Origin of the sequence: Naasia sp. SYSU D00948, assembly GCF_017916515.1 — a bacterium.
GTDB lineage: Bacteria > Actinomycetota > Actinomycetes > Actinomycetales > Microbacteriaceae > Naasia.
This window is the reverse complement of record NZ_JAFMTA010000001.1, coordinates 87,986-113,456: the sequence shown is the minus strand read 5'-3', so window position 1 is coordinate 113,456 and position 25,471 is coordinate 87,986. Positions and strand designations below refer to the sequence as shown.

Sequence of the window (25,471 nt, the reverse complement as noted above, 5' to 3'; positions counted from 1 at the left end):
TGATCGGCGTTGATTCTCCTGATCCGCGCAGGAGGGGTGCGTACTAGAGGAGGCCCTTCGTGTGCCAGACCGTCTTCGTCTCGGTGAAGGCCGCGATGCGGTCGAGGGACGGGGCCGCGGGGTCCGCGCCGTCCTCCGGGATCAGCACGCGCTTGAGCGTCTCCGCCGCGTCCATCTGGAGCTGCACCCAGTCGAGCGCGCCGGCGCCGACGAGGTCGAGCGCGTTCACGTCCGCGTGCGAGGCGAGCCAGGGGGCGATCTCGGCCGGGGACCCGGTGAGGACGTTCACGACGCCGCCCGGCACGTCGCTCGTCGCGAGGACCTCGCCCAGGCTGATCGCGGACAGCGGCGCGGCCTGGCTGGCGACCACGACGACCGTGTTGCCCGACACCAGGGCGGGGGCGACGGCGCTGATGAGGCCGACCAGGGAGTGCGCCGGCCCGGCCTGCGGCGCGACGATCGCGACGACGCCGGTGGGCTCGGGCACCGAGATGTTGAAGTAGGGCCCGGCCACCGGGTTGCCGTTGCCGAGCACCTGGGCGTACTTGTCCGCCCAGCCCGCGTACCAGACCCAGCGGTCGATCGCGAGGTCCACGGCCGCCTCCGCCGTCACCGCGGGGAGGCCCTCCGTGCGGACCAGCTCGTCCGCGAACTGCGCCCGGCGCCCCTCGAGCACCTCCGCGATCCGGTAAAGCACCTGCCCGCGGTTGTACGCGGTCGTGCCGGCCCAGCCCTTGACCGCGGCGCGGGCAGCGACGACCGCGTCCCGGGCGTCCTTGCGGGACGCGAGGGCGGCGTTCGCGAGGAAGGCGCCGTCCTTCGACGCCACCTCGTAGGTGCGCCCCGACTCGCTGCGCGGGAACTTGCCGCCGATGTAGAGCTTGTAGGTCTTCGGGACCGCGAGGCGGGTCACTGGGCTCCTCCCGAGGGGGCGAGATAGGCGGACAGGCCCTGCTTGCCGCCCTCGCGGCCGTAGCCGGACTCCTTGTAGCCGCCGAAGGGCGACGCAGGGTCGAACCGGTTGAAGGTGTTCGACCACACGACGCCGGCCTTGAGGCCGTCCGCGACGGCCAGGATGCGGCTGCCCTTGTCGCTCCAGATGCCGGCGGAGAGGCCGTACGGCGTGTTGTTGGCCTTCGCGATCGCCTCCTGCGGCGTCCGGAAGGTGAGGATCGACAGGACGGGTCCGAAGATCTCCTCGCGGGCGATCCGCGAGCTCGCCTGCACGCCGGTGAAGATCGTCGGCGCGTACCAGAAGCCGTTCGCCGGGAGCTCGCACGGCGGGCTCCACGGGGTCGCGCCCTCCTGCTCGCCGGCCGCGGTCAGCTCCCGGATGCGGTCGAGCTGCTCCTGGCTGTTGATCGCGCCGATGTCGGTGTTCTTGTCGAGGGGGTCGCCGAGGCGCAGGGTCGACAGGCGGTGCTTGAGCCGCTCCACGACGTCGTCGTGGACGTTCTCCTGCACGAGCAGCCGGGAGCCGGCGCAGCACACGTGGCCCTGGTTGAAGAAGATCCCGTTCACGACGCCCTCGATCGCCTGGTCGATCGGGGCGTCGTCGAACACGATGTTCGCGGCCTTGCCGCCGAGCTCGAGCGTGAGCTTCTTGCCGGTGCCGGCCGTCGCCCGCGCGATCTCGCGACCGACGGCCGTCGACCCGGTGAACGCGATCTTGTCGACGCCCGGGTGCCGGACCAGGGCCTGCCCGGTCGCCCCCGCGCCGGTGACGATGTTGACGACGCCCGGCGGCAGGTCGGCCTGCTGGAGGATCTCGGCGAACAGCAGCGCGGTGAGCGGCGTCGTCTCGGCGGGCTTCAGGACCACCGTGTTGCCGGCGGCGAGCGCGGGCGCGATCTTCCAGGCCAGCATGAGCAGCGGGAAGTTCCACGGGATGATCTGCCCGGCGACCCCGAGGGCCTTGGGGTTCGCGCCGAGGCCCGCGTAGTCGAGCTTGTCCGCCCAGCCGGCGTAGTAGAAGAACCAGGCGGCGACGAGCGGGATGTCGAGGTCGCGGCTCTCCTTGATCGGCTTGCCGTTGTTGAGGCTCTCCGCGACGGCGAGCTCGCGTGCACGCTCCTGCACGAGGCGCGCGATGCGGAAGAGGTACTTGCCCCGGTCCGATCCGCTGAGCTTCGACCAGACCTCGTCGTACGCGCGGCGGGCGGCGGCGACCGCGAGGTCGACGTCGTGCTCGTCCGCGGTCGCGACCTCGGCGAGGTGCTCCTCGGTCGCGGGGGAGATCGTGGGGAACGGCGTGCCGTGCCCGTCGACGAACTCGCCGTCGAGGAACAGCCCGTAGGAGGGCCGGAGGCGCACGATCGCCCGGGACTCGGGCGCGGGCGCGTAGTCGAGGAAGCTCATGGTCCGGGGTCCTCCGGGTCAGTCGATCGTCACGTAGTCGGCGCCGGAGTAGTGCCCGCTCTTCGTCTTCTGCCGCTGCAGCAGGACGTCGTTGAGCAGGCTCGAGGCGCCGAAGCGGAACAGGTGCGGCTGCAGCCAATCCTCCCCGGCGGTCTCGGCGACGGTCACGAGGTACTTGATGGCGTCCTTCGAGGTGCGGATGCCGCCCGCGGGCTTCACGCCGACCTTCTCGCCGGTGAGGCGGTGCCAGTCCCGGACGACCTCGAGCATCAGCAGGGTCACGGGCAGGGTCGCGTTGCTCGTCACCTTGCCCGTGGACGTCTTGATGAAGTCGGCGCCCGCGAGGACGGCCAGCCACGACGCGCGCCGCACGTTGTCGTACGTGACGAGCTCGCCGACCTCGAGGATGACCTTGAGGTGGGCGTCCTCGCCGTCCGGGCGGCGGCAGGCCTCCTTCACGGCGACGATCTCCTCGAACACCTGGCTGTAGCGACCGGCGAGGAACGCCCCGCGATCGATGACCATGTCGATCTCATCGGCGCCGCCCGCGACGGCGTCCTCGACGTCCGCGAGCTTGACCCGCAGCGAGGCGCGGCCGCTCGGGAAGGCGGTGGCGACGGCGGCGACGGAGATGCCGGGGCCCGTGCCGGCCTCGCGCGACCGGGGAGCGTGCAGCGCGCCGAGCGCGTCGATCGCGACGGGGACGAGGTCCCCGTACACGCAGACCGCGGCGACGCGAGGGCAGGTCGGGTCGGACGGGTCGGGCGTGATCCCCTTGGCGACGAGCGAGCGGACCTTCCCGGGGGTGTCCGCGCCCTCGAGCGTCGTCAGGTCGATGAGCTCGATGATGCGGTCGAGGGCCATCGCCTTCGACGTGGTCTTGATCGAGCGGGTGCCGAGCCCGGCCGCCCGCTGGTCGAGGCCGACGGCGTCGACCCCGGGGATGCCCTCGAGGTAGCGGCGGAGGGTGGTGTCGGTGACGGGGCCGTCGAGGAGGTCGAGGGCCCGGGCTGCACCGCGCGTCGTCGCCGCCGAGCGGGGCCCGGCGCCGGTGTCGATGGTCACTGCTTCTCTCCCGTTCGGGTGCCGAGCGGACTGCGCGCGGCGGTCCCCAGACTACGTCAGCGGGGACGGCTCGTCCGGGAACGCTCCTAGGCTGAGCGGGTGGACCTCGCCCTCGCCCTCGACCTCGGCGGGACCAAGGTGGAGGCGGCCCTCGTCGACGGGAACGGCGCCGTGGTGCCCTCCACCCGGTTCCGGGCCGCCACGGGGCGCGGGGCGACGCCGGCGAGCCTCGAGAGCGCCGTCGCCGAGGTCGTGCAGGCGGCGCTCGCCGCGGTTCCGGCCTCCGCCGTGCTGCTGGGCGCCGGCATCGGGAGCGCCGGCCCGGTCGACCTTCCCGGCGGCCGGGTCTCGCCACTCAACCTGCCCGGGGTTCCCCGCTTCCCGATCGTCGACCTGGTCTCGCGGCTCGTGCCCGGCATCCCGGTCGCCCTCGCCCTCGACGGCCTCTGCATCGCCCTCGCCGAGCACTGGATCGGAGCGGGTCGCGGGGTCCGCTCGCTCCTCGGCATGGTCGTGTCCACGGGGATCGGCGGCGGTCTCGTCCTCGACGGCCGCCCCGTGCACGGCAGTACGGGGAACGCCGGTCACATCGGGCAGATCGAGGTTGCGGGCTTCTCACCGGAGGGAGCCTCCGGGGATGCGGCCATGCTGGAGACGATCGCGAGCGGCCCGAACACCGTCGCCTTCGCCCGGTCGCTGGGCTGGCCAGGGGAGACGGGCGAGGAGCTCGCCGCCGCGTACGCGGAGGGCATTCCGGCCGCCGTCGAGGCGGTCCGGCGCAGCGCAGGGGCGGTGGGCCGCGCCGTGGCCTCGGTGACGGCGCTGTGCGACGTCGACCTCGTCGTCGTCGGCGGCGGCTTCTCCCGGGTGGCGCCCGACTACCTGGATCTCGTGCGCGAGTCGCGGGATCGCGGGACGACCCCCGCCTTCGTGCGCCGCGCCCGCATCACCCCCAGCGGGCTCGGACTCGACGGCCCCCTGGTCGGCGCCGCGGCCCTCGTCCACCGGAGCGCGGCGTGAGGACGCCCCGGCGGCTCGCTGCGGGGCTCCTCGTCGCGCTCGCGCTGGCGGGGTGCGCCGGGACCCCCGTCCCCGACCCGAGCACCTCGGCTCCGTCCCCGGCATCGCCGCCGCCCGGCGGCGTCGAGCGCGACGTCGTCTACCGCATCGTGGACGGGCAGGAGCTGGCCCTCGACGCCTACCTGCCCGGCGAGCCCGTCGACGTGCCGGTGCCCGCCGTCGTGGTGGTGCACGGCGGCGGCTTCACGGGAGGGAGCAGGACGGGACCGGACGCGGCACCGATCGCGGCCCTGCTCGCCCGGAGCGGGTACGCCGCCTTCACGATCGACTACCGCAAGCTGCCCGGCGCGATCTACCCCGCCGCGCTCGAGGATCTGCAGGAGGCCGTGCGCTGGCTCCGCGAGCCGGGCCAGGCCGAGCGGTTCGGTATCGATGCCGCGCGGATCGGGGCCTTCGGCGGCTCCGCGGGGGCGATCCTCGTCTCCGAGGCCGGCACCGCCGGGAAGGGTCCGCTCGACGAGGACGCCCGGCTGCGCGCGGTCGTCGAGCTCTCCGGCGTCCTCGACTTCACCCAGGCCGCGATCACGCCGGACCTCGGCGCCGAGGAGGTCCGGCTCGGCCTCGCCTACCTCGGCTGCACCGACCCCGCCGACTGCCCGGCCGCGCTGCAGGCCTCCGCGCTCTACGCGGTGGACCCGACCGATCCGCCGTTCTACCTCGCGCACTCCGAGGACGAGTACCTGCCCGAGCAGTCGGCGATCGCCATGGCTCAGGCGCTCGAGACCGTCGGCGTGCCGGTCGAGCTGGACCTGCGCCCGGGCGCCGCCCACTCCATCGGCATGCTCGACGACGCGATGGTCGGGCGGATCCTCGCCTTCTACGCCGAGCACCTCTGACCGGCCTCCCTGGCGACCGCCCTGGCGGCCACGTAGCCTCGGAGCATGGCCGAATCCGACCGACCGACCACCGTCTTCCTCGGCGACAGTCTTACCGAGCAGGGGAAGTGGGCGGAGCGGTTCCCGGAGCTGGACGTCGTCAACCTGGGGGTGAGCGGCGACACCACCGAGCAGGTGCTCGAGCGGCTCCCGGAGGTCATCGAGAAGAAGCCGTCCACCATCGTCGTGATGGTGGGGACGAACGACCTCGCGTGGCGCCGCGGCGCGGAGCAGATCGTGCGCAACCTCGAGTCGATCCTCTGGCGCCTGCACCACGAGCTGCCCGCGGCACGGATCCTCGTGCAGTCCGTGCTGCCCCGCGACCGCGAGCTGGCGGACCGGGTCCGCGAGATCAACATCCACATCCGCCAGTACTCGCCGACCGTCAAGGCCGAGTGGGTCGACCTCTGGCCGGTGTTCGCGGAGGAGGACGGCGAAATCAAGGCCGACTACAGCGACGACCGCCTGCACCTCAACGAGGCCGGGTACGCCGCGTGGGCCGAGGAGCTCCGCAGGCACCTCTGAGGTCAGCCCCGGAGGGCCGCCTCGAACTCGCGCAGCGCGGGCTCGCTGAAGAGCACGAAGCGGACGAGCTCGGGCGAGGCGTGCCGGTCGAGCTCCTCGCGCACCGTCCCGACGGCGATCCTCGCCGCATCGTCCATCGGCCAGCCGTAGACGCCGGCCGACACGGCCGGGAAGGCGACGCTCCGTGCGCCCAGCTCGCGCGCCACCTCCAGGGACCGCCGGTAGCAGGAGGCGAGCAGCGCGGAGCGGTCCTCGCGCGTGCTGTGGACCGGGCCGACCGTGTGGATCACCCACCTCGCCGGCAGCCGGCCTGCGGTCGTCGCGACGGCGTCACCCGTTGGCAGGCCGTCGGGCAGGCGGGTGCGCCGCAGCTCCCGGCACTCCGCGAGGATGGCGGGACCCCCGGCTCGGTGGATCGCTCCGTCCACCCCGCCGCCGCCCAGCAGGGAGCTGTTCGCGGCGTTGACGACGGCGTCCACGTGCTCGCGGGTGATGTCGCCCCGCACCGCCTCGATCCGGGTCATCCCGCCTCCCTCAGCACCGCCGCGATCCGTGCGATCTGGTCCGGCTTCACCCGGCAGCATCCGCCGATCAGCGCGGCGCCCGCCTCCCGCCACGAGTGCACCAGGTGGTCCGGGAAGCCGGGCGAGCCGACCCAGGTGCGGTTCTTCGCGTCCCACTCCTCGCCGCTGTTGGGATAGACGACCACGGGCTTCGGGGTGACGGCCCTGGCCATCCGGATCGCGCCCAGCACCTCGGACGGATGGCTGCAGTTGACGCCGATCGCGACGACCGACGGGGCGGACGCGGCCACCTCGTAGGCCTCGGACAGCGACTCGCCGCTGCGGAGCGTGCCGAGCGACACCGTCACCGAGATCCAGGCAGGAACGCCCAGGCGGTCGACCTCGGCCGTGACCGCCTCGACCTCCGCGAGGGACGGCAGCGTCTCGACGGCGAGGAGGTCCGCGCCCGCGTCCGCGAGCACCTCCAGACGCGGCCGGTGCCACGCGCGCAGCTGGTCGACGGTGAGCCCGTAGTTGCCGCGGTACTCCGAGCCGTCGGCGAGCATCGCGCCGTAGGGCCCGACGGAGGCCGCGATCCACGCGGGCCGGTCGCCGCGGGCCTCGCCCGCGAGCTCGACGGCGCGGCGCAGGAGGCGCTCGGCCTCGGCACGGTCGAGCCCCTCAGCCGCGAAGCCCTCGAAGGTCGCCTGGTACGACGCGGCGATCGCGACCTGAGCGCCCGCCTGGAAGAACTCCCGGTGGGCGGCCACGATCGCGTCCGGCCGCTCCTGCAGGAGCCGAGCCGACCACATGCCGCTCGACAGGTCGTGTCCGTGCGCCTCCAGCAGCGTCCCCAGCCCGCCGTCGAGCACGACGGGACCGGCGGCGGCCGCGTCCTCCAGGGAGGTCACCGGTCCACCAGCAGCCGGCGGTAGAAGGAGATGCCGTCGAGCCACGTGTCCACGCCGATGCTCTCGTCCACGCCGTGGATGCTCGCGCGGGCGGCGGAATCCATGCGGAACGGCGTGAACCGGTAGACGGCGGTGGAGATCGTCGCGAAGTGCCGCCCGTCGCTCGCCGCGAGCATCACGTAGGGCGTCACGACGGCGTCGGGTGCGATCGCGGCCGCGGCCTCCGCGATCGCCTCCCAGTCCGGGCCGCTGCTCAGGGACACCGGCGACGGCTCGGCCGACTCGAGCACCTCGATCCGCACGTCGCGGTCGCGAACGGCCGCGCGCACCCGCGCGAGGGCCTCCGCCACGGAGGATCCGGCGGCGATGCGGACGTTCACCGTCGCGGATGCGCGCTCGGCGAGCACGTTGGGCCTCGCGCTCCCGCTGAGCTCGGTGATGGTCGCGGTCGTGCACACCATCGCCCTCGTCTCGTCGCCGAGGGCCGCGAACAGGCGGGCGAGCAGCGGCCGGCTGATCCTCACGCTCCGGAAGGCGAGGCCCGTCAGCCCACGGGCGTGCGGCGCGAGGGTCCGCACGAAGGAGACTGCGGCCGGGCTCAGCCGGGCGGGGAAGCGGGTGCGGCGGATCCGGTCGGCGGCCCGCACCAGGCGGGCCGTCGCCGGGAGGCGGGGAGGAGCGGACGCGTGGCCGCCCTTCTGCTCCACCGTCAGCCGGAGGGTCGCGACGCCCTTCTCGGTGACACCGACGACCGCGAGCGGCCTGTCCACTCCGCGCACGGTCCCCGCCTCCACGACGGCCCCGCCCTCGTCGAGCACGAGTGCCGGCCGCACGCCGCGTCCTTCGAGCAGCCGCGCGACGGCGGCGGCGCCCCGTCCTGCGACCTCCTCGTCGTGGCCGAAGCAGAGGTAGACGTCGCACCGGGGGCGGAAGCCTTCCTCGACGAGGCCCTCCACCGCCTCGAGGAGGGCGGCGAGCGCGCCCTTGTCGTCGAGCGTCCCCCGCCCGACGATCCGCCCCTCGGGCGTCACCGTCGCGGCGAACGGCGGATGCCGCCAGCGCTCGGCGTCGGCGGGGACGACGTCGTAGTGCGCGAGGAGCACCGTCGGCCGCCCGGCGGAGCGGCCCTGCCAGCGGTACAGGAGGGTGTGGCCCGCCACCACCTCCCGGGAGAGCTCCGCGTGCACCGCGGGGTACAGCTCGGGCAGGAGGGCGAGGAACTCCTCGAAGGCGGGGTCCGGCGGGTGCGGACCCGAGACCGTGGGCACCGAGAGCATCGCCCGGAAGCGCTCCAGCCGCGCCGTGTCCACGACGGGACCGGCGGGCGCGGGCATGGAAGCACGGTACTGCAGGCCCTGCGCCCTAGAGTCGGAATCGTGCGCAGCCCGGTCGCCGCCCTCTCGGGGGTGCTCGCCCTGCTTCTCGCGGTCCTCGGCGCGGCCGCGCCCGTCGCCGCGGACGTCGACGACTTCGAGTTCTCGTCGTTCGAGGCCGACTACACGCTCGGGCGGGACGAGGAGGGGCGCTCGACCCTGCACACCGTGGAGCGGCTCACCGCGGAGTTCCCGGAGACCGACCAGAACCGCGGCATCCGGCGAGCGCTCGTCGACGAGTACCAGGGCGCCCCGACGGACCTGCGGGTGCTGAGCGTGACCGACGGCGACGGCGCTCCTCTGGAGTGGGAGTCCGAGGAGGAGGACGAGTTCCTCCTCGTCACCATCGCCTCCGACGACTACGTGCACGGCTCGCACACGTACGTCATCACCTACGAGCAGCGGAACGTCACGCTGACCGGCGGGGACGGCGAGCCGGACGAGTTCTACTGGGACGTCAACGGCACGGGCTGGGCGCAGCCGTTCGGCCGCGTGACCGGCCGCCTCCACCTCGACGCCGGCCTCGCCTCGGCCCTCACCGGCGACGCCGCCTGCTACACCGGCGCCGAGGGCTCGGACGAGCGCTGTCCGATCACGACCGAGCGCAGCGGCGGGGAGACCGTCCTCGTGGCCGAGGACACCCACCTCGGGCCGGGCGAGAACGTGACGCTCGCCGTGGGCTTCGCCGCGGGGACCTTCGTGCCGAGGGACGACTCCCTCTTCGCCTCCCCGTTCGGCGCGATCCTGCTGCTCTCGATCGCCCTCCTGCTCGCAACCGTCGCCGGGGCGCTGGTGTTCCGCGTGTCGCGGCTGCGGGACGCGCGGGGACGCCCCGTGATCGTGCCGGAGTACCTGCCCCTGCCCGCCCCGGACCTTCTCGTCTCCGCGGTCCTCCTGCACCGGACCCGGCGGGCGGTCGCCGCGTCCCTCGTCTCGCTCGCGGTGCGAGGGGTCGTCCGCATCGTCGAGGAGGAGGGCTCCCGCGGGAAGCCCTCGTTCACGGTCCAGTTCGCCGGCATGGAGGGACGCCCGAGGCTCGGCAGCGGACCGAAGGAGCCGAGCGCGACCGAGCGGAAGCTGATCCGCGCCTTCTTCGGCAAGCCGAAGCCGCGCGAGCGCGTCCGGCTCGACCCGCGGAACACCCGGCTGGGCAAGGCCGTTCACGACGTCCTCCGCGGCGTGCGCCAGGACGCGGTCGACCAGGGCTACCAGCGGCTTCCTGCGTCCGGACCCCGCACCCTGCTCGGGGTGCTCGCCGTGCTCGGCATGGTCGCCACCCTAGTGAGCGCATTCGTGCTGATCGCCGCGGCGCTCGGCGGCATCGTCCCGGTCCTGGCCCTGCTGCTCGCGCCGGTCGGGATCCTCGCCCTCGTCCTCCCCGCCCACCGGCCGCTGACTAAGCGGGGCGCCGAGGTGCGGGACGCGCTCCTCGGGATCCGCGACTACCTGCGGCTCGCCGAGGCCGAGCGCATGCGGATGCTGCAGAGCCCCGAGGGTGCCCTGCGCGTGGAGGGCTCGGACGGCTCCGTCCTCCACCTGTACGAGCAGCTCCTCCCGCACGCCGTCCTGTTCGGCGTCGAGAAGGACTGGGCCGAGGTGCTCGGCACCTGGTACGAGCGGGAGGGCTCGGAGCCCGAGTGGTTCGCGGGTCCCGCCGGGTTCCACGCGGGCGCGTTCTCGTCCGGGATCTCCTCCCTCAGCGCGAGCGCGTCGACGACGTACTCCGGCAGCTCCTCGTCGAGCTCGAGCGGCGGCTCGTCGGGCGGCGGGTTCTCCGGCGGAGGCGGCGGCGGGGGAGGCGGCGGCGGGGTCTGATCGGGCCCCTCGCGCTTCCTCTCCTTCTGCCGGTGCTCCGGCCGGGTCACCGAGCGGGGCGGGCGCCCACGGTCGACACGGCCTCCGCGGCCACCCGGGCGCCCTCCCTCGCGGCGTCGAGAGGGGCGCCGCCGCCCACCCAGACCGACAGGAACCCGGCCGCGAAGGCGTCGCCCGCGCCGGTCGGGTCGACGAGGCCGCCGGGGGCCGGGGCGGCCGGGACCGTGCCGCCCTCCCCGCCGCGGGCGCAGACCTCGGCGCCGGCCGGCCCGAGGGTGAGCGCGGCGACGCGATGCCGGGCGAGGAGCGCGTCCGCGATGTCCGCGGGATCGGGGAGTCCCGTGAGCAGCCGGCCCTCGTCCAGGTTCGGCAGCAGGACGTCGACCCCCGCCGTGACCGCGACGAACTCCGTGACCCCGGAGTCGGCGAGGAAGGCCGCGGAGGACGGGTCGACCGACGTGGTGAGGCCGGCGGCCCGCGCGTCCTCGAGCAGCCGCCGCCAGGCGGCGCCATCGGCACCGAACAGGGAGTACCCGGTCAGATGGAGGTGGGCGGCCGCGGCCAGCAGCTCCGGCGGGACCGAGTCCGGCCCCGTCAGCCGGTTGGCGCCGCGCTGGGTGAACATGGTCCGGGTCTGGCCGTCGACCACGAGCACGATGGTCCCCGTCGGCTCGTCGCTCGGGTGCAGCACGGCATGCACGCCGTGCGCCTCGAGCTCGGCCCGGTGACGGGTCACGTCGTCCCGGAACACGGTCCCGACGAAGTCGACGTCCCTGCCGAGGGCGCCGAGCCAGGCGGCGACGTTCGCCGCCGATCCTCCAGGTCTGCGCTCGATGCGGGCGGGAGTGTCGGTGTCCGTCCGGACCGGCCCCGACGGCCGGACGAGCACGTCGTCGATGACGTCGCCGACGACGAGGATGCGCACGGCGCTCAGGCGGCGTACGCGGCCGCGATGTCGGCGGCGAGGCGGACGTTGTTGCGGGCGAGCGCGAGGTTCACCTCGAGCGAGACGCCGCCCGAGGCCCGGACGATCCAGCCGAGCAGGAACGGCGTGACGGCCTTCCCCCGCACCCCCGCCTCCGCGGCGGCCGCGAACGCCTGCTCGAGGAAGCGGTCGTGCTCGGCCGGGTCCCACTGCTCGTCGGCGGGCACGGGATTGGCGACGACGAGACCGGCCGAGCCGGGGCCGGCGTCCTGCGCGTGCAGGATGTCCGCGACCTCCTCCGGCGTCTCGACCCGCCAGTCGAGCGGCAGGTCCGAGCCGGACAGCCAGAACCGCGGGAAGACGTCGGTGCGGTAGCCGACCACCGGGACGCCGAGGGTCTCGAGCCGCTCGAGGGTCGCGGGCACGTCGAGGACGGACTTCACGCCCGCCGCCACGACGGCGACGGGGAAGGACGCGAGCGCCAGGAGGTCGGCGGACTCGTCGAACGTCTCGCTCGCCCCGCGGTGCACGCCGCCGAGCCCGCCCGTCGCGAAGACGCGGATCCCGGCCTGCGCTGCGAGGGCGACGGTGGCGGCGACCGTGGTGGCGCCGCTCCCGCCGCGGGCCGCGAGGATCGGCAGGTCCCTAACGCTCGCCTTCACGAGCTCCTCCTCGGCGATCCGCCGCACGCCGTCGGCGTCCAGGCCGATGCGGGGCACGCCGTCGAGTACCGCGATCGTCGCCGGGACGACGCCCCGGGAGCGGAGGATCTCCTCGAACTCCTCGGCCGCCTCTCGGTTGCGGGGACGGGGGAGCCCGTGCGAGATGATCGTCGACTCCAGGGCCACGACCGGCCGTCCCTCCGCCAGGGCGGCGGCGACGTCGGGCGACGGGAGGAAGGGTCCGGGCACGCGCTCACCCTAGAGGGGCAAGCCCGTGGTGGCACGGAAGTCCCGGGGCTACCGTGTGGGGATGACGTCGCTCTGGCTCGACCGCGCCGCGAGGAGAACCGAGGACGGGAGCACGTATCCGGCGTCCGACTTCAAGCCGGGCGTCTCCTACGACACGGTCGTGGTGGGGGCGGGGCTCACCGGTCTCGTGACGGGGCTCCTGCTCGCCCGGGCGGGGCAGCACGTCGCCATCGTCGAGGCGCACCACGTCGGCGCCGTGAACACGGGCAACACGACGGCGAAGCTCAGCCTGCTGCAGGGCACGAAGTACTCGGAGATGCTGAAGCACACCTCGCTCCGGGTCGCGAAGGCGTACGTCGAGGGCAACCGCGAGGGCTTCGAGTGGCTGCTGAGGTACCTCGACGACCACGACGTGCCGTACCAGCGCCGCGACGCCTACACCTACGCGGGCACGCCCGACGGCGTCGGGGCGGTCGACGACGAGTTCGCCGCCGCATGGCGCGTCGGGCTGCCGGTCGAGAAGGTGCGCGACCTGGACGTCGCCTTCCCGGTCCGCGCCGCGGTCCGGCTGCGGAACCAGGCGCAGTTCGACCCGCTGCAGGTCCTCGCGGCGCTCGCCGCGGACTTCCGCGCCCGCGGCGGGACACTCGTCGAGGGGGTGCGCGTGACGGGCGTCTCCGCGCTGAGGCCCGGACGCGGCGCGCCCTGCGTGGTCAGGACCCGCGCCGGGGAGGTCCGTGCGACGCGAGTCGTCCTGGCGACCGGCATCCCGATCCTCGACCGCGGCCTCTACTTCGCGAAGGTGACGCACGGTCGCTCGTACGGGCTCGCGTTCCGCGTCCCGCCCGGCGCCCTGCCCGAGGACTTCGGGATGTACCTGTCCGTGGACGCGCCGAAGCGGACGCTGCGGAGCATCCCGGTCGTGCCCGAGGACGGGCTCCCGGAGGGGGAGGGCGAGCTCCTCCTCGTGGGCGGCAACGGGCACAAGGTCGCCCACCATCCGCACCCCAGGGACCTGGTGGCGGACATCGAGGTGTGGACCGGGTCGTACTTCCCCGGTGCGCAGCGCACCCACGCGTGGTCGGCGCAGGACTACCGGTCGGCCAACCTCGTGCCCTTCGTCGGCTGGATGCCCCGCACCGCCGGGCGCGTGTTCCTCGCCACCGGCTTCGACAAGTGGGGGATGACCAACGCCGTCTCGGCCGCCATCCGGCTGAGCGGCGAGCTGCTCGGCGGCCACATCCCGTGGGCGCGGACGCTCGGGCGCCGGGTGACCCGGCCCCGCAGCGTCCTCTACGGCGCCCGGTTCAACGCCGAGGTGGCACGGGACCTCACCGCCGGCTGGGCGAAGGCGCTCGCGACCGAGGAGGTCGCCGCCCCCGCCGAGGGGCAGGGGATCGTGCACCGCGTCGACGGACGCCCGGTCGCCACCTGCAGGGTGAACGGCACGACGACGTCGGTGAGCGCGGTGTGCAGCCACCTGCGCGGCATCGTGCGCTGGAACGACCAGGAGCTGACGTGGGACTGCCCGCTGCACGCGTCCCGGTACTCGCACGACGGCACTCGGATCGAGGGGCCCACGAAGGGCGATCTGGCGCCCCTCTGACGCGTCGAGGCGTGCCGCGCCGCGAACGGCCGGGGGTCGGCTAGAATAGTCCTCGGAATCCCGCCATCTGAGCGAAACCGACCCCGATCCGGGGATGAGGTTCGCGACGGGACACCACGCTCGGCCCGGGCGGCTCCGCTCGTGCCGATCGTCCGAGGACCGGCTCCGCCGATCCCGGTATCCGATTCGAGGAGGACGATGGCTCGATCGAGCCAGGCTCAGGCTACGCGTACGCGCGGAGGACGGAGCGACAACGAGGGTCTGCTTCCGGTGCTCGCCCGCGCCGTGCGCGAGGTGGAGGGCGCCGCGTCGCGCGGTCCGCTGAGCCCCGCGAACCGCACCAAGTTCCAGGTGATCGCGCTCCTGGTGCGCGAGGAGCGCCAGCGGGCGAAGGCGGAGGCCGGCGTGCCCGACGCGGAGCGCGCCGAGACGCTGAAGCGGCTGGACGGTGTCGCGACGATCCTCGCCAAGACCGCGGCGCGGGACACCTCGCTGATCGCGCTGCTCGAGAGCGACAAGGCGGGCAGCGACGCCGCCCGCTCGCTGCGGCGGCGGATGCTGGAGGACGCGGGCATCGAGGTCGAGCAGGAGGTCCAGGAGCCCGCGGCAGCGGAGCCCGCCGAGGCCCTCGAGCGGCAGGTCATCCCCGACGCGGTCCGCCGGCGCCAGCTCGCGAACCCCTTCCTCGCGCCCGACTTCGACGCGGCCGCCTACCAGCCGCCCGCCCCCGCGCGGCGCCTCGCCAACTGGGAGCTGCTCGGCCCGCTGTTCAAGAGCTTCGAGTACGGCACCGGCGCGGCCTCGGCGAGCATGGGGCTGCCCGAGCCCGCGGAGCGGGACCGGCTGTCGCCGTCGGGTCACGAGCTCATGCCGCACCAGTCGCGCTTCCTCGAGGCGGTGCGAGAGGGCCACCGCACGTTCCTGCTCGCCGACGAGCCGGGTCTCGGCAAGACGGCGCAGAGCCTCATCGCGGCCTCGATCGCGGAGGCCTACCCGCTCCTCGCGGTCGTGCCGAACGTCGTCAAGATGAACTGGGCCCGCGAGGTCGAGCAGTGGACGCCCAACCGGCGCGCCACCGTCATCCACGGCGACGGCGAGGACCTCGACGCGTTCGCCGATGTCGTCGTCGTCAACTACGAGATCCTCGACCGGCACATGGGCTGGCTGCGCACGCTCGGGTTCAAGGGGATGGTCGTCGACGAGGCGCACTTCATCAAGAACCTCACTTCGCAGCGCTCCCGCAACGTCCTGTCCCTCGCCAAGAGCCTCCGCGAGCGCAACCGCAACCCGCTGATGATCGCCCTCACGGGGACCCCGCTCATCAACACGGTCGAGGACTTCCGCGCGATCTGGCAGTTCCTCGGCTGGATCGACGAGAAGGGCCCCCGCCCGCAGCTGCTGTCGCGCCTCGAGGAGCTCGGGCTCACCCCCGCCGACTTCGGCTTCATGCCCGCGGCCCGGCAGACGGTCGTCGACATGGGGATCGTGCGCCGTCGCAAGGTCGACGTCGCGAAGGACCTGCCGGCGAAGCGGATCGTCGACCTGCCTGTCGAGCTGGACGACGACCTCGGGCGCTCCATCCGCCAGGCCGAGCGCGAGCTCGGCCAGCGCCTCCTCTCCCGGTACCGCACGGTGCTCCGCAACCGGGGCGTCGACCCGCGCGCGGTGTCCCGCACCGAGCGCGCGGAGGTCGTCCGCCTCGTCGCCCAGGCCGAGCTCGAGGAGTCGAAGGCCGCGAAGTCGGGCGAGAACGTCTTCACGATGGTGCGCCGCATCGGCCAGGCGAAGGCGGCCCTCGCGGCCGACTACGCCGCGCAGCTCGCGCGCTCCGTCGGCAAGGTCGTGTTCTTCGCCAAGCACATCGACGTCATGGATCAGGCCGAGCAGACGCTCGCGAAGCGGGACATCCGCACCGTCTCCATCCGCGGCGACCAGACGGCCAGCGTGCGGCAGCGGGAGATCGACGCGTTCCAGAACGACCCGGACGTGCAGGCCGCGGTCTGCTCCCTGACCGCCGCCGGCGTCGGCCTGAACCTCCAGGCCGCGTCCGACGTCGTGCTCGCCGAGCTGTCCTGGACGGCCGCCGAGCAGCAGCAGGCCATCGACCGCGTCCACCGGATCGGCCAGGAGATGCCCGTCACGGCGTGGCGGATCATCGCGGCCCACACGATCGACTCGAAGATCGCCGAGCTGATCGACAGCAAGGCCGGCCTCGCCGCCCGCGCCCTCGACGGCAGCGACGCGGAGGTGCAGGCCGAGTCCTCGGTCCAGCTCCAGGCCCTCATGTCGATCCTGGACGACGCGATCGACGGCACCCGCCGCTGACCCCCGCGCGGGTCATACGGACAGCTCTCGACCGGCAGCGGGGGAGCGACTGCCCGTAGGACCCGCGGAAGCCACGCAGCGGTGAGGAGCGTGAGCAGCCGTTGGGGGGAGACCGCGTCGCTCCGGGTCCACCGAGCGACGCGCGGCCCCAGCGCGGGGAGGCCGTCCTCGCGCACCTTCTCACGCGCGAGCCGCTACTCGCGGATGCCGAGGACGTCGAGGATCCAGGCGAGCTCGAACGCGCGCTCGCGCCAGGCGCTGTAGCGGCCGCTCACGCCGCCGTGGCCGGCGGTCATCTCCGTCTTCAGCAGCACGGGGGCGCCGACCTCGCGGAGGCGGGCCACCCACTTCGCCGGCTCGACGTAGAGCACGCGCGTGTCGTTGAGGCTCGTCATGGCGAGGATGCGCGGGTACGGCTGCTCGCGCACGTTCTCGTAGGGGGAGTACGAGCGCATGTACTCGTACACCTCGGGGTCCTCGAGCGGGTTGCCCCACTCGTCCCACTCGATGACGGTCAGCGGGAGGCTGGGGTCGAGGATCGACGTCAGCGGATCCACGAACGGCACGCTCGCGAGGATCCCGGCGAACCGGTCGGGCGCCAGGTTCGCGACCGCGCCCATCAGCAGCCCGCCGGCGCTGCCGCCCTCGGCGACGAGCCGCTCGGGCGTCGCGTAGCCCTCGCGGAGAAGGTGGTCCGCAGCCGCCACGAAGTCGGTGAACGTCGTGCGCTTGGCGAGGAGGCGGCCCTGCTCGTACCACTCGCGCCCGAGCTCGCCTCCGCCGCGCACGTGCGCGACCGCGTAGACGACGCCGCGGTCGAGCAGCGAGAGGCGTGACGGGGAGAACGCGGGATCGATGCTCGCCTCGTACGAGCCGTAGCCGTAGAGGAGCACTGGCGGCGGACCGGCCGCCGCCGGGCGGTCGAAGACCTCGCGGCGCGCGACGAGCGAGATCGGCACCAGGGCGCCGTCCTCGGCGGGCGCCCACACGCGCCGCTGCTCGTAGTCCGTCGGGTCGTAACCGCCGAGCACCGGCTGGCGCTTGCGCAGGTGCAGGAACCCGGACGCGACGTCGTAGTCGAAGACGGTCGACGGCGTGACGAACGAGCCGTAGCCGATGCGCAGGGTCGGCTGCTCCCATTCGGGGTTCCCCGCGAGGGACGCCGTGAACAGGGGCTCGTCGAACCCGATCTCCCGCAGCAGGCCGGTGCCGGGGACGTCCGGCGCCATGAGGCCCGGCAGCGCGAGCAGGCCGATGCGCGCGAGACCGCCGCGCCGGAACGCGACGGCCACATGGCGGGCGAACGAGGTGACGCCCTCGAGGCGGACCTCGGGGTCGTGGGGGAGGACCACCTCGCGGTGGCTCTCCGGCTCCTCGGCGGGCACCGACACGAGTTCGAAGTTGCGGGCGCCGTCGTTGTGCAGGATGAGGAGCCGGTCCTCGCCGCCGAGGACGGCGTGCGACACCGAGTACTCGACGCCCTCCCGGCGCGGCCAGACGACGCGGAACTCGCCGGTCGGGTCGTCCGCGGGCAGGAGGTGCACCTCGGACGTGATCTTCGACTCGAGCTCGATGAGGAGGTACCGGCGGGACCGCGTGAGGCCGACGCCGACCCAGTACCGCTCGTCCGGCTCCGAGAAAACGACGGTGTCCTCGCCGGCCGCCCCGACGTCGTGGCGCCAGACGGTGTCCGGGCGCCAGGACTCGTCGACCGTCGTGTAGAAGACGTGCCGGCCGTCGACGGAGAGCACCGCCCCCGGCGCCGTGCCCGTCACCACGTCGGGCAGGTCCCGCCCGGTCTCGAGGTGGCGGATGCGGAGCGTGTACCGCTCGTCGCCGACGGTGTCCGTCGCGTAGGCGAGGAGCCGGCCGTCCGAGGACACGTCGAAGCTGCCGAGCGAGAAGAAGTCGTGGCCCTCGGCCTCGCGGTTGGAGTCGAGCAGCACCTGCTCGCCGGGCACCTCGGTGCCCGGCTCGAGGACGGGCGGCGTCCAGTCGGCGGGATCGGCGACGGGCGCCCGGCAGGAGATGCCGTACTGCTTCCCCTCGACGCTGCGCGTGTAGTACCACCAGTCGCCCTCGCGCACGGGCACCGACAGGTCGGTCTGCAGCACCCGGCTCTTGATCTCCTCGAAGATGCGCTCGCGGAGCGGCTCGAGCGCCGACAGCTGGTCCTCGGTGTGGGCGTTCTCGGCCTCGAGGTGCGCGATGACCTCGGGGTCGTCCTTCGCCCGCAGCCACTCGTAGGGGTCTGCGAAGGCGTGCCCGTGGTGCTCACGGATGACGGGGACGCGCTTCGCGACGGGCGCGCGGCTCATCCGGCCAGCCGCGCGATCGCGGCCGCCGGGATCGGCAGCCAGTCCGGCCGGTTGCGGGCCTCGTAGACGGCCTCGTAGAGGGCCTTGTCCAGCTCCAGGGCCGCCAGCAGCCGCGAGTGCGGGGCGAGCGGCTCGCCGAGCGCCTCCTCGTATCCCTGCAGGAACGCCGTGCGGGCATCGCCCGCCCAGCGCTCCGTGAGCCGCGCGTGCTCCTCGCCGGGATGCGACTCCCGGGACGCTCCGGCGGCGTAGTCGAACGAGCGCAGCATCCCGGCGACGTCGCGCAGCGCCAGGTCGGGCTGCGAGCGCTCCTCCATGGGCCGCAGCGGCTCGCCCTCGAAGTCCAGCAGGACCCAGCCGCGGTCGGGGTGATGCAGCACCTGGCCGAGGTGGTAGTCGCCGTGCACCCGCTGCAGGCGGGGCCACGGCTCCGCGGCCGCGGCCTCGAACACCGCGTCGATGTCGGCGGCCCGGTCCTCGAGGCCGTCCACGACCTCGACGGCCGCCGCGAGCCGGGAGCGCATCGACGCGAGCAGCGCGGCCTTCCGCTCCTCGTCGGCCTCGACGGTCGGCAGCGCCTCGGAGAGGACTCTGTGCACCTCGGCCGTCGCCTCGCCGAGGCGGCGTGCGGCGTCCGTGAAGTCCTGATCCGCGTCCACGGCCGTGGTCGCGACCCGCCACGCGTCCTGGGTGCCGGGCAGGAACTCCTGCGCGAACGCGAGGTGCCCCGTCGCTCCGTCCCCCCACGTGCCGCGCAGCGCGCCGTAGGAGCGCGGGACGCGGTCGGAGCCCGCTCCGGCGATGGCCGTCTGCAGGACCACGTCCGGGTTGTCGCCCGGGGACAGGGTGCGGAAGAGCTTGACGATCAGGGGCGTCGAGTCGGCGCCGGAGTCGTCCTGGGTCTCGATGATGATCGACGTGTTCGACTGCTCGCCGCTCAGCACGCGGGAGGAGCGGTACCGGCCGGCGGACGGCCCGGCGGGCTCTCCGACCGCGCGCGCGGCGCTGCCCTCGGCCTCGCCGCCGCGGGTCAGGAGCTCCAGCAGCGCCTGCGCGAACTCCGGCTCGTGCGGGCCGTCGTACCGGTCGTCCCCGTCCGCGATGGGGGATCGGGCGCCGTCGCCCTGGGCCCGTCTCACGAGGGGAACCTGGTACAGCGTTCCCGCGGTGCCGTCCTCGACGAGGAGGACCTCGGCGGTCACCTGCGAATCGCCGGTGCGGGCGGTCCAGCTGCCCACCTCGCGCAGCTGCGGGCGCCCGCCCTTGCCGGAGAACCAGCGCTGACGCGTCATCCAGTCGGCGAGTGCGGCGTCGACCGCCCCGCCCTCGGAAGCCGCCAAGTCAGGCGGCCGGAGCGCCGCCGTCGGCGGGCGTCGCCTCGGGCAGAGGGAGCAGGCCGCTCTCCTCGAGGTTCTCGTTGACGGTCTCCTCGTCCAGCCGGTCGAGCTCCGTCTCGTTGTCGCGCCCAGGCGTCTCGGGGTTCCTGTCGTCCATGCGTCGAGCCTACTTCTGCGGATCCATCTGCGGTTCCCGGCGCGTGATGGTTGACACCGGGCCGGTGGCCGCCTCGGGAGAGGACCCGCGCTAGGCCGGCAGGAGCTGCATCCCGGTCATCATCACGGCGAGCAGGTCCACGACGACGGCGCAGATCGTGAGGCCGCGCCGCGGGTGCGGAGACGCGGGCCAGGCGAGGCCGCAGGCGAGCGTGACGAGGGCGCCCGATCCCATCGCGGAGAACGCGGCGAGCGTCCCGGGCAGGGCGGCGACCGGCGGATCGCCGTCCGTCGCCTCCAGGAGCCCGATCTCGGGCGAGACGATGATGGCGACCGTCGCCAGCACGAGCATGCCGAGCGCGAGGAGCAGCTGCAGGGGAGCGCTCCAGCGGGCGCGGCCCGGGCGCTTCACCCGGACGCGGGCGTCGAGGATCACGATGCCGGCGACCGCCAGCATGGCGAGGAACGGCACGTAGCGAAGGGTGAGCGTTCCAACGTCCACGCCCACACCTCCCGATCCCCAGCACGCTAACTCGGGGACCGGAGGGCAGCCTGAGCGCTGCCTGAGGGTCAGGCGATAGGGAGGCCGCCGAGCGGGTCGTTGTACGCGGCCTCGCTCTCGGCCTGCGTCCGCTCGGCCACCTGCTCGTCGTGCGACGGGGCCTCCGGCTCGCCCGGCTCTGGCGCGTCCCCGGCGGGGGCGGTGTCGGGTGTCCTGTCCATGGGGCCGACGGTACGCCCGAGAACGGGGCGCCGCCAGGGCGGTGCCGACGCTCTCCGTCCCGCTAGAGTTCTCGCGTGCCTCCCGGGATCCACGCGCACGGCCGGGGATCGACATGGATCTGACCGTCCTCGTCGTCCTCGTCATCTCGCTCGCGCTGTTCTTCGACTTCACGAACGGCTTCCACGACACCGCCAACGCGATGGCGACTCCCATCGCGACGCGGGCCCTCAAGCCCAAGACCGCCGTCGCGCTCGCCGCGGTCCTCAACCTCGTGGGGGCGTTCCTGTCCACCGAGGTGGCGAAGACCATCTCCGGCGGCATGATCCGGGAGGGCGAGGGCGGCGTGCAGATCACGCCCGAGTTCATCTTCGCGGGCCTCATCGGCGCGATCGTCTGGAACCTCACGACCTGGTACCTCGGGCTGCCGTCCTCGTCGAGCCACGCGCTCTTCGGCGGCCTCATCGGGTCCGCGCTCGTGGGCGCCGGCATCGGCGCGATCGACTTCGGCGTCGTGATGTCGAAGGTCGTGCTGCCCGCCATCTTCGCGCCGCTGATCGCGGGGCTCACCGCCTTCACCGCCACCCGCATCGCCTACGCCATCACCCGGCGATACGACGGCCGGCCGGACGGGCGCGGCGTCTTCCGCTACGGCCAGATCTTCTCCTCCTCGCTCGTGGCGCTCGCGCACGGCACCAACGACGCGCAGAAGACGATGGGCGTCATCACGCTCACCCTGATCGCCGCGGGGATGCAGGAGCCCGGATCGGGTCCCGAGTTCTGGGTGGTCGTCGCCTGCGCGGTCGCCATCGCGGTCGGCACCTACTCGGGAGGCTGGCGGATCATCCGCACGATGGGCACGGGCCTCACGGCGGTGAAGCCCGCTCAGGGGTTCTCGGCCGAGACCAGCACGGCGGCCACGATCCTCGCCTCCAGCCACCTCGGCTTCGCCCTCTCGACGACGCAGGTCGCGTCCGGATCCGTCATCGGCTCCGGCCTCGGCCGCCGCGGCTCCTCCGTCCGCTGGGGCACCGCGCGCAGCATCCTCGTCGGCTGGGTCCTCACCCTTCCCGCGGCCGCGGCCGTCGGCGCGGTCGCCGCGCTGCTCGCGCACCTCGGCGCGGTGGGCATCGTGATCGACGCGATCCTGGGCCTCGGGTTCATCCTCGGCATCTTCCTCCTCTCCCGGCACGACCGCGTCGACCACGCGAGCCTGGAGAAGGAGGTCAACGCCGCGGGCGAGATCGTCAAGATCCAGAAGGCCAAGCAGAGGAGCCGGGCGTGAACATCGACTGGTCGGCCCTCCTCGTCGTCGCCGTGGCGTCGGTCGTCGCCGCGTCGGTGACGGTCTCGCTCTTCGCGACGGGCATCAAGCTCTTCGCGACTCCCGCCGCCGGCGCCGCCGAGGCGACCGCAGCGCGCGACGACGAGACGGACGACGTGAGCGAGCCGACCCGTCCCCGCGCGGCGACGGCCGCGGGGATTGTGTGCTTCGCGCTCAGCGGGCTCGCCGTGCTCATCGGCGTCTACCTCATCGTCCCCGCCCTGCACGGCGGCTGACCCGCGCCGCAGGCACCGGGATGACCGGGATCCGGGACACCGCGCTGGGCGCCGTCCGGGAGCTGACAGCGTCGCTCGCCGAGCGGGCTCCCGGGGTCGCGCGCGGCGAGCGGGAGGCGCTCCACGACGTGCGTGTGGCGGTCCGCCGGCTCCGCAGCATCCTGCGTGCGGCGGCGCCCGCCTTCGACGGCGAGACGGCGAACCGGCTCGAGGCCCGGCTGCAGGACCTGGGACGCGACCTCGGGACCGCACGCGATCGCGAGGTGCTCGCCGCCGGGCTGCGCAGACGGGCGGCGACGAGCATGCCCGGCGTGCTGGAGCGGCCGGCGGATTCGGCGGCGCGCAGCCTGCGCGGCGCGAGGGCCGCGGCGGTGAGCGACCTCTCGTCGCGGAGGTTCCTCGAGCTGCTCGACGACCTGCGGTCGTTCGCCGAGGATCCGCCGCCGCCGTCCGGTCACGTGACCGCCGACGACATCCTCGAGCGGGACCTGCGCCGGGTGCGCCGGCGGGCGAAGCGTGCCGAGGAGCCGGGCCTCGGCGGCGAGCAGCGGGAGGCGCGGCTGCACGACGTGCGCAAGGCGGCGAAGCGGCTGCGGTACGACCTGTCCGCGTTCGGCGACGGCCACGACGAGTCCGTGCGCCGGCTGAGGCAGGTCGCCGAGCGGGTCCAGGACGCCCTCGGGGAGCGGCGCGACGCTCTCGCGGTGATGGAGGTGCTCGCCGTCGAGGAGCAGCGCGCAACCGGACGCCGAGCCGAGGAGCTCGGGCGGCTGCGGCGGGAGGAGGAGCGGCGAGCGAGCGCCGCCCTCGCCGCCTACGGCGGCGCGGTGGGGGACCTCTTCTGACTCCTCGGCGCTCGGCGGCCGCCAGCTAGGGTCGCATCATGGACGACGGCGTTCAGACCATGCGGACCCGGACGGAGACCGACTCTCTCGGGAGCGTCGAGGTGCCCGCCGACGCGTACTGGGGCATCCACACCGCCCGCGCGCTCGAGAACTTTCCGATCTCCCGCCGCCCCATCTCCGTCTACCCCAACTTCGTCCACGCGCTGGGCGCAGTGAAGCAGGCGGCGGCCCGGGCGAACGCCGAGCTCGGAGTCCTGCCGGGCGAGAAGGCGGCCCTCATCGACGCCGCCTGCGAGGACGTCAAGCGCGGCCTGCTCGACGACCAGTTCGTCGTCGGCGTCGTCCAGGGCGGCGCCGGAACGAGCACCAACATGAACGCGAACGAGGTCATCGCCAACCGGGCGCTCGAGCTCGCCGGCCGGCCGAAGGGCGACTACGAGTTCCTGCACCCGCTCGACGACGTCAACCGGAGCCAGTCGACCAACGACGTGTATCCGACCTCGCTCAAGGTCGCGCTCTGCATGGGGCTCGAGACCCTGCTCGACGAGCTCGACCTCCTGCGGCTCGCCTTCGCGTACAGAGGCCAGGAGTTCGCGTCCATCCTCAAGGTGGGCCGGACGCAGCTGCAGGATGCGGTGCCCATGACCCTGGGCCAGGAGTTCCGGAGCTTCGCGATCACGCTCGGCGAGGACCACTCGCGGCTCAGGGAGACCATCCCGCTCCTGTACGAGCACAACCTCGGCGCGACCGCCATCGGCACGGGCATCACCGCGGATCCGGACTACGCGCCGACGGTCAACCGGCACCTGCGCGAGATCACGGGGTTCGACCTCGTCACGGCCCAGGACCTCGTCGAGGCGACCGCCGACGCCGGAGTCTTCATGTCGCTGTCCGGGGCGCTCAAGCGGTCCGCGATCAAGCTGTCGAAGATCTGCAACGACCTCCGCCTGCTCTCCTCCGGTCCCCAGGCAGGGCTGGGAGACATCAACCTCCCGCCCAGGCAGGCGGGCTCGTCGATCATGCCCGGCAAGGTGAACCCGGTCATCCCCGAGGTGGTCAACCAGGTCGCGTTCTCGATCGCGGGAGCGGACGTCACCGTCACGATGGCCGCCGAGGCGGGTCAGCTCCAGCTCAACGCGTTCGAGCCGATCATCGCGCACGCCCTCCTGCAGAGCCTCACCTGGCTCGCGAACGGCTGCCGCACCCTGCGCGAGAACTGCGTGGACGGCATCACCGCGAACGAGCGCCGCCTCAGTCAGATGGTCGGCTCATCGGTCGGCATCGTGACGGCGCTCACCCCGTACATCGGCTACGCGGCCGCGGCCGCGCTCGCCAAGCAGGCGCTCGACGGCCGCCGCGACGTGGCGGACCTCGTCGTGGAGTCGGGCCTGCTCACGCGGGAGGAGGTCACCCGGCTGCTCGCTCTCGAGCGCCTGGCCGGAAGACCCGACACGACGGCGCCCATCCCGGTCCTGCCGCCCGTGCAGCAGTTCCCCGCGCCCGCGGAGCGCTGATGCGCTCCGGCCCCGGGAAAGGGCCGAGGGGCGCCCCCGGGACGAAACGGCGTCAGCGCCCGGCGGGCGCCACCCCGTCCGCGCGCTCGCCCTCGCCGGCGGGCGCGTCGGCGGCTCCCGCCTCCCCGATCGTGGCGGCACGCACCTCGGCGGCCGTTCCGGTCGCGGCTGCGGATCCGTCCGCCGGAGGCTGCTCGGACGCGTCGTCCTCGTCGTCGAGCGATGCGAGGGCGTCGTCGCGCGCCTCCGCGGCGCTGCGCATCGCCCGGTCGCTGCGCTCCTTCAGCTCGTCGGCGGTGTCGCTCATGCGCTTCTGCACATCGCTCGCGGTGTCGCTCACGCGTCCGCGGGCGTCGGTGGCGGCGCCGGTGACGCGTGCGGCGACGTTCTTGGCCGCGCTCGAGGTCCGGTCCGCGAGGTCCTGGGCGGTGGAGGCGGTGCGCTCGGCCACCTCGCGGGCCGTGGTGGCGGTTCTCTCGGCGACGTCGTGGGCGAGGTCGGCGGCCCGGACAGCCGCCTCGCGCGCCGCCTCGCTCGTCCGGGTCGCGGCCTGGCTGGCGGCGTCCCGCAGGGCGGGGGCCTGCTCGCGGGCGTAGCGGATGGCGTCCTCTCGGGCCTTCTCGATCTTCGGGTCGTGCCAGAGCTCGTCGGCGCGCTCCTTCATCTGGAGGTAGCGCTCGCGACCCGCTCGCGTGCCGAGGACGTAGCCGCCGGCGAGGCCGAGCAGGAACAGCAGTCGGATTCGCAT

General features: G+C 73.8%; 24 protein-coding genes. 10 read left to right on the top strand and 14 right to left on the bottom strand.

From position 1 onward, the window contains the following. Positions 1–43: 43 nt before the first annotated feature. Genes J3P30_RS00580 through deoC form a run of 3 tightly spaced genes read right to left on the bottom strand, consistent with a single transcriptional unit; the run spans position 44 to position 3,417 of the window. The gene (locus tag J3P30_RS00580) at positions 44–913 is read right to left on the bottom strand and encodes an aldehyde dehydrogenase family protein (RefSeq protein ID WP_210478942.1); all 870 of its coding nucleotides are present in this window, start codon (positions 911–913) and stop codon (positions 44–46) included. Further along, positions 910–2,358, bottom strand: a complete 1,449-nt coding sequence (locus J3P30_RS00575) for an aldehyde dehydrogenase family protein (RefSeq protein ID WP_210478940.1) — start codon at positions 2,356–2,358, stop codon at positions 910–912. Before J3P30_RS00575 ends, J3P30_RS00580 begins: the two co-directional genes overlap by 4 nt. Positions 2,359–2,376: 18 nt before the next feature. Beyond that, positions 2,377–3,417, bottom strand: coding sequence for a deoxyribose-phosphate aldolase (gene deoC / locus J3P30_RS00570; RefSeq protein ID WP_210481787.1), 1,041 nt, complete (start codon positions 3,415–3,417; stop codon positions 2,377–2,379). 105 nt (positions 3,418–3,522) lie between these two features. Between deoC and J3P30_RS00565 the strand changes: the two genes are divergently transcribed. From J3P30_RS00565 to J3P30_RS00555, 3 genes are read left to right on the top strand one after another with little or no spacing between them, the layout of a single operon-like run. Beyond that, on the top strand, positions 3,523–4,443 hold the full coding sequence (locus tag J3P30_RS00565) for an ROK family protein (RefSeq protein ID WP_210478937.1): 921 nt from the start codon (positions 3,523–3,525) through the stop codon (positions 4,441–4,443). Beyond that, positions 4,440–5,339: an alpha/beta hydrolase gene (locus J3P30_RS00560; protein ID WP_210478934.1), complete on the top strand. Its 900-nt coding sequence runs from the start codon at positions 4,440–4,442 to the stop codon at positions 5,337–5,339. The genes J3P30_RS00565 and J3P30_RS00560 overlap by 4 nt, the downstream gene beginning before the upstream one ends. 45 nt (positions 5,340–5,384) lie before the next feature. After that, entirely contained in the window at positions 5,385–5,903 is a 519-nt protein-coding gene (locus J3P30_RS00555; protein ID WP_210478932.1) for a GDSL-type esterase/lipase family protein, read from the top strand. Positions 5,904–5,905: 2 nt separating this feature from the next. On the opposite strand, the gene J3P30_RS00550 is transcribed toward J3P30_RS00555, so the two are convergent. The 3 genes from J3P30_RS00550 to J3P30_RS00540 are packed head-to-tail and all read right to left on the bottom strand — an operon-like array spanning position 5,906 to position 8,651. After that, positions 5,906–6,427, bottom strand: a complete 522-nt coding sequence (locus tag J3P30_RS00550; RefSeq protein WP_210478930.1) for an O-acetyl-ADP-ribose deacetylase — start codon at positions 6,425–6,427, stop codon at positions 5,906–5,908. Next, complete coding sequence (mmuM, locus tag J3P30_RS00545; RefSeq protein WP_307807336.1) at positions 6,424–7,317, bottom strand: homocysteine S-methyltransferase; 894 nt, start codon at positions 7,315–7,317, stop codon at positions 6,424–6,426. Before mmuM ends, J3P30_RS00550 begins: the two co-directional genes overlap by 4 nt. Beyond that, entirely contained in the window at positions 7,314–8,651 is a 1,338-nt protein-coding gene (locus tag J3P30_RS00540; RefSeq protein ID WP_210478928.1) for a M20/M25/M40 family metallo-hydrolase, read from the bottom strand. Before J3P30_RS00540 ends, mmuM begins: the two co-directional genes overlap by 4 nt. Before the next feature lie 42 nt (positions 8,652–8,693). On the opposite strand from J3P30_RS00540, the gene J3P30_RS00535 reads away from it, so the two are divergent. Further along, complete coding sequence (locus J3P30_RS00535) at positions 8,694–10,505, top strand: DUF2207 domain-containing protein (protein ID WP_210478925.1); 1,812 nt, start codon at positions 8,694–8,696, stop codon at positions 10,503–10,505. A 46-nt stretch (positions 10,506–10,551) separates the two neighbouring features. Here the strand turns inward: J3P30_RS00535 and J3P30_RS00530 are convergent, their stop codons facing one another. Both J3P30_RS00530 and J3P30_RS00525 read right to left on the bottom strand, forming a co-directional pair. After that, positions 10,552–11,430 carry a PfkB family carbohydrate kinase gene (locus tag J3P30_RS00530; RefSeq protein ID WP_210478922.1) on the bottom strand — a complete coding sequence of 293 codons (879 nt, stop codon included), beginning with the start codon at positions 11,428–11,430 and terminating at the stop codon, positions 10,552–10,554. A gap of 5 nt (positions 11,431–11,435) precedes the next feature. Then, positions 11,436–12,341 (bottom strand): pseudouridine-5'-phosphate glycosidase, encoded by a 906-nt coding sequence (locus J3P30_RS00525; protein ID WP_210478920.1) that lies wholly within the window; start codon positions 12,339–12,341, stop codon positions 11,436–11,438. A 61-nt stretch (positions 12,342–12,402) separates the two neighbouring features. On the opposite strand from J3P30_RS00525, the gene J3P30_RS00520 reads away from it, so the two are divergent. Continuing rightward, positions 12,403–13,947: an FAD-dependent oxidoreductase gene (locus J3P30_RS00520; RefSeq protein ID WP_210478918.1), complete on the top strand. Its 1,545-nt coding sequence runs from the start codon at positions 12,403–12,405 to the stop codon at positions 13,945–13,947. A gap of 198 nt (positions 13,948–14,145) precedes the next feature. After that, positions 14,146–16,272, top strand: a complete 2,127-nt coding sequence (locus tag J3P30_RS00515; RefSeq protein ID WP_210478916.1) for a DEAD/DEAH box helicase — start codon at positions 14,146–14,148, stop codon at positions 16,270–16,272. Positions 16,273–16,466: 194 nt separating this feature from the next. Here the strand turns inward: J3P30_RS00515 and J3P30_RS00510 are convergent, their stop codons facing one another. From J3P30_RS00510 to J3P30_RS00490, 5 genes are all read right to left on the bottom strand, one after another. Next, positions 16,467–18,590: a S9 family peptidase gene (locus J3P30_RS00510; protein ID WP_210478914.1), complete on the bottom strand. Its 2,124-nt coding sequence runs from the start codon at positions 18,588–18,590 to the stop codon at positions 16,467–16,469. Next, positions 18,587–19,930: an aminoglycoside phosphotransferase family protein gene (locus J3P30_RS00505; protein WP_246852672.1), complete on the bottom strand. Its 1,344-nt coding sequence runs from the start codon at positions 19,928–19,930 to the stop codon at positions 18,587–18,589. Before J3P30_RS00505 ends, J3P30_RS00510 begins: the two co-directional genes overlap by 4 nt. Before the next feature lies 1 nt (position 19,931). Further along, on the bottom strand, positions 19,932–20,084 hold the full coding sequence (locus J3P30_RS00500) for a hypothetical protein (protein ID WP_210478911.1): 153 nt from the start codon (positions 20,082–20,084) through the stop codon (positions 19,932–19,934). A 90-nt stretch (positions 20,085–20,174) separates the two neighbouring features. Continuing rightward, positions 20,175–20,585, bottom strand: a complete 411-nt coding sequence (locus J3P30_RS00495) for a hypothetical protein (protein ID WP_210478909.1) — start codon at positions 20,583–20,585, stop codon at positions 20,175–20,177. A gap of 68 nt (positions 20,586–20,653) precedes the next feature. Continuing rightward, a complete protein-coding gene (locus J3P30_RS00490) occupies positions 20,654–20,806 on the bottom strand; it encodes a hypothetical protein (RefSeq protein WP_210478906.1) in 153 nt (50 codons plus the stop codon). A 113-nt stretch (positions 20,807–20,919) separates the two neighbouring features. Here J3P30_RS00490 and J3P30_RS00485 point away from each other — a divergent pair, with 113 nt between their 5' ends. From J3P30_RS00485 to J3P30_RS00470, 4 genes are read left to right on the top strand one after another with little or no spacing between them, the layout of a single operon-like run. Next, the gene (locus J3P30_RS00485) at positions 20,920–22,089 is read left to right on the top strand and encodes an inorganic phosphate transporter (RefSeq protein WP_210478904.1); all 1,170 of its coding nucleotides are present in this window, start codon (positions 20,920–20,922) and stop codon (positions 22,087–22,089) included. After that, complete coding sequence (locus J3P30_RS00480; RefSeq protein ID WP_210478902.1) at positions 22,086–22,364, top strand: hypothetical protein; 279 nt, start codon at positions 22,086–22,088, stop codon at positions 22,362–22,364. Before J3P30_RS00485 ends, J3P30_RS00480 begins: the two co-directional genes overlap by 4 nt. Before the next feature lie 20 nt (positions 22,365–22,384). After that, positions 22,385–23,209 (top strand): CHAD domain-containing protein, encoded by an 825-nt coding sequence (locus J3P30_RS00475; protein WP_210478899.1) that lies wholly within the window; start codon positions 22,385–22,387, stop codon positions 23,207–23,209. Positions 23,210–23,247: 38 nt separating this feature from the next. Then, entirely contained in the window at positions 23,248–24,723 is a 1,476-nt protein-coding gene (locus J3P30_RS00470; RefSeq protein ID WP_210478897.1) for an aspartate ammonia-lyase, read from the top strand. A 52-nt stretch (positions 24,724–24,775) separates the two neighbouring features. On the opposite strand, the gene J3P30_RS00465 is transcribed toward J3P30_RS00470, so the two are convergent. After that, positions 24,776–25,471 (bottom strand): protoporphyrinogen oxidase, encoded by a 696-nt coding sequence (locus J3P30_RS00465; RefSeq protein WP_210478895.1) that lies wholly within the window; start codon positions 25,469–25,471, stop codon positions 24,776–24,778.

Excerpts from the sequence above, each read along its gene's own strand:
- J3P30_RS00575 (WP_210478940.1), bottom strand. The coding sequence starts at position 2,358 with ATGAGCTTCCTCGACTACGCGCCCGCGCCCGAGTCCCGGGCGATCGTG.
- J3P30_RS00555 (WP_210478932.1), top strand. The coding sequence starts at position 5,385 with ATGGCCGAATCCGACCGACCGACCACCGTCTTCCTCGGCGACAGTCTT.
- J3P30_RS00550 (WP_210478930.1), bottom strand. The coding sequence starts at position 6,427 with ATGACCCGGATCGAGGCGGTGCGGGGCGACATCACCCGCGAGCACGTG.
- J3P30_RS00540 (WP_210478928.1), bottom strand. The coding sequence starts at position 8,651 with ATGCCCGCGCCCGCCGGTCCCGTCGTGGACACGGCGCGGCTGGAGCGC.
- J3P30_RS00520 (WP_210478918.1), top strand. The coding sequence starts at position 12,403 with ATGACGTCGCTCTGGCTCGACCGCGCCGCGAGGAGAACCGAGGACGGG.
- J3P30_RS00515 (WP_210478916.1), top strand. The coding sequence starts at position 14,146 with ATGGCTCGATCGAGCCAGGCTCAGGCTACGCGTACGCGCGGAGGACGG.
- J3P30_RS00510 (WP_210478914.1), bottom strand. The coding sequence starts at position 18,590 with ATGAGCCGCGCGCCCGTCGCGAAGCGCGTCCCCGTCATCCGTGAGCAC.
- J3P30_RS00500 (WP_210478911.1), bottom strand. The coding sequence starts at position 20,084 with ATGGACGACAGGAACCCCGAGACGCCTGGGCGCGACAACGAGACGGAG.
- J3P30_RS00490 (WP_210478906.1), bottom strand. The coding sequence starts at position 20,806 with ATGGACAGGACACCCGACACCGCCCCCGCCGGGGACGCGCCAGAGCCG.
- J3P30_RS00485 (WP_210478904.1), top strand. The coding sequence starts at position 20,920 with ATGGATCTGACCGTCCTCGTCGTCCTCGTCATCTCGCTCGCGCTGTTC.
- J3P30_RS00475 (WP_210478899.1), top strand. The coding sequence starts at position 22,385 with ATGACCGGGATCCGGGACACCGCGCTGGGCGCCGTCCGGGAGCTGACA.
- J3P30_RS00470 (WP_210478897.1), top strand. The coding sequence starts at position 23,248 with ATGGACGACGGCGTTCAGACCATGCGGACCCGGACGGAGACCGACTCT.
- J3P30_RS00465 (WP_210478895.1), bottom strand. The coding sequence starts at position 25,471 with ATGCGAATCCGACTGCTGTTCCTGCTCGGCCTCGCCGGCGGCTACGTC.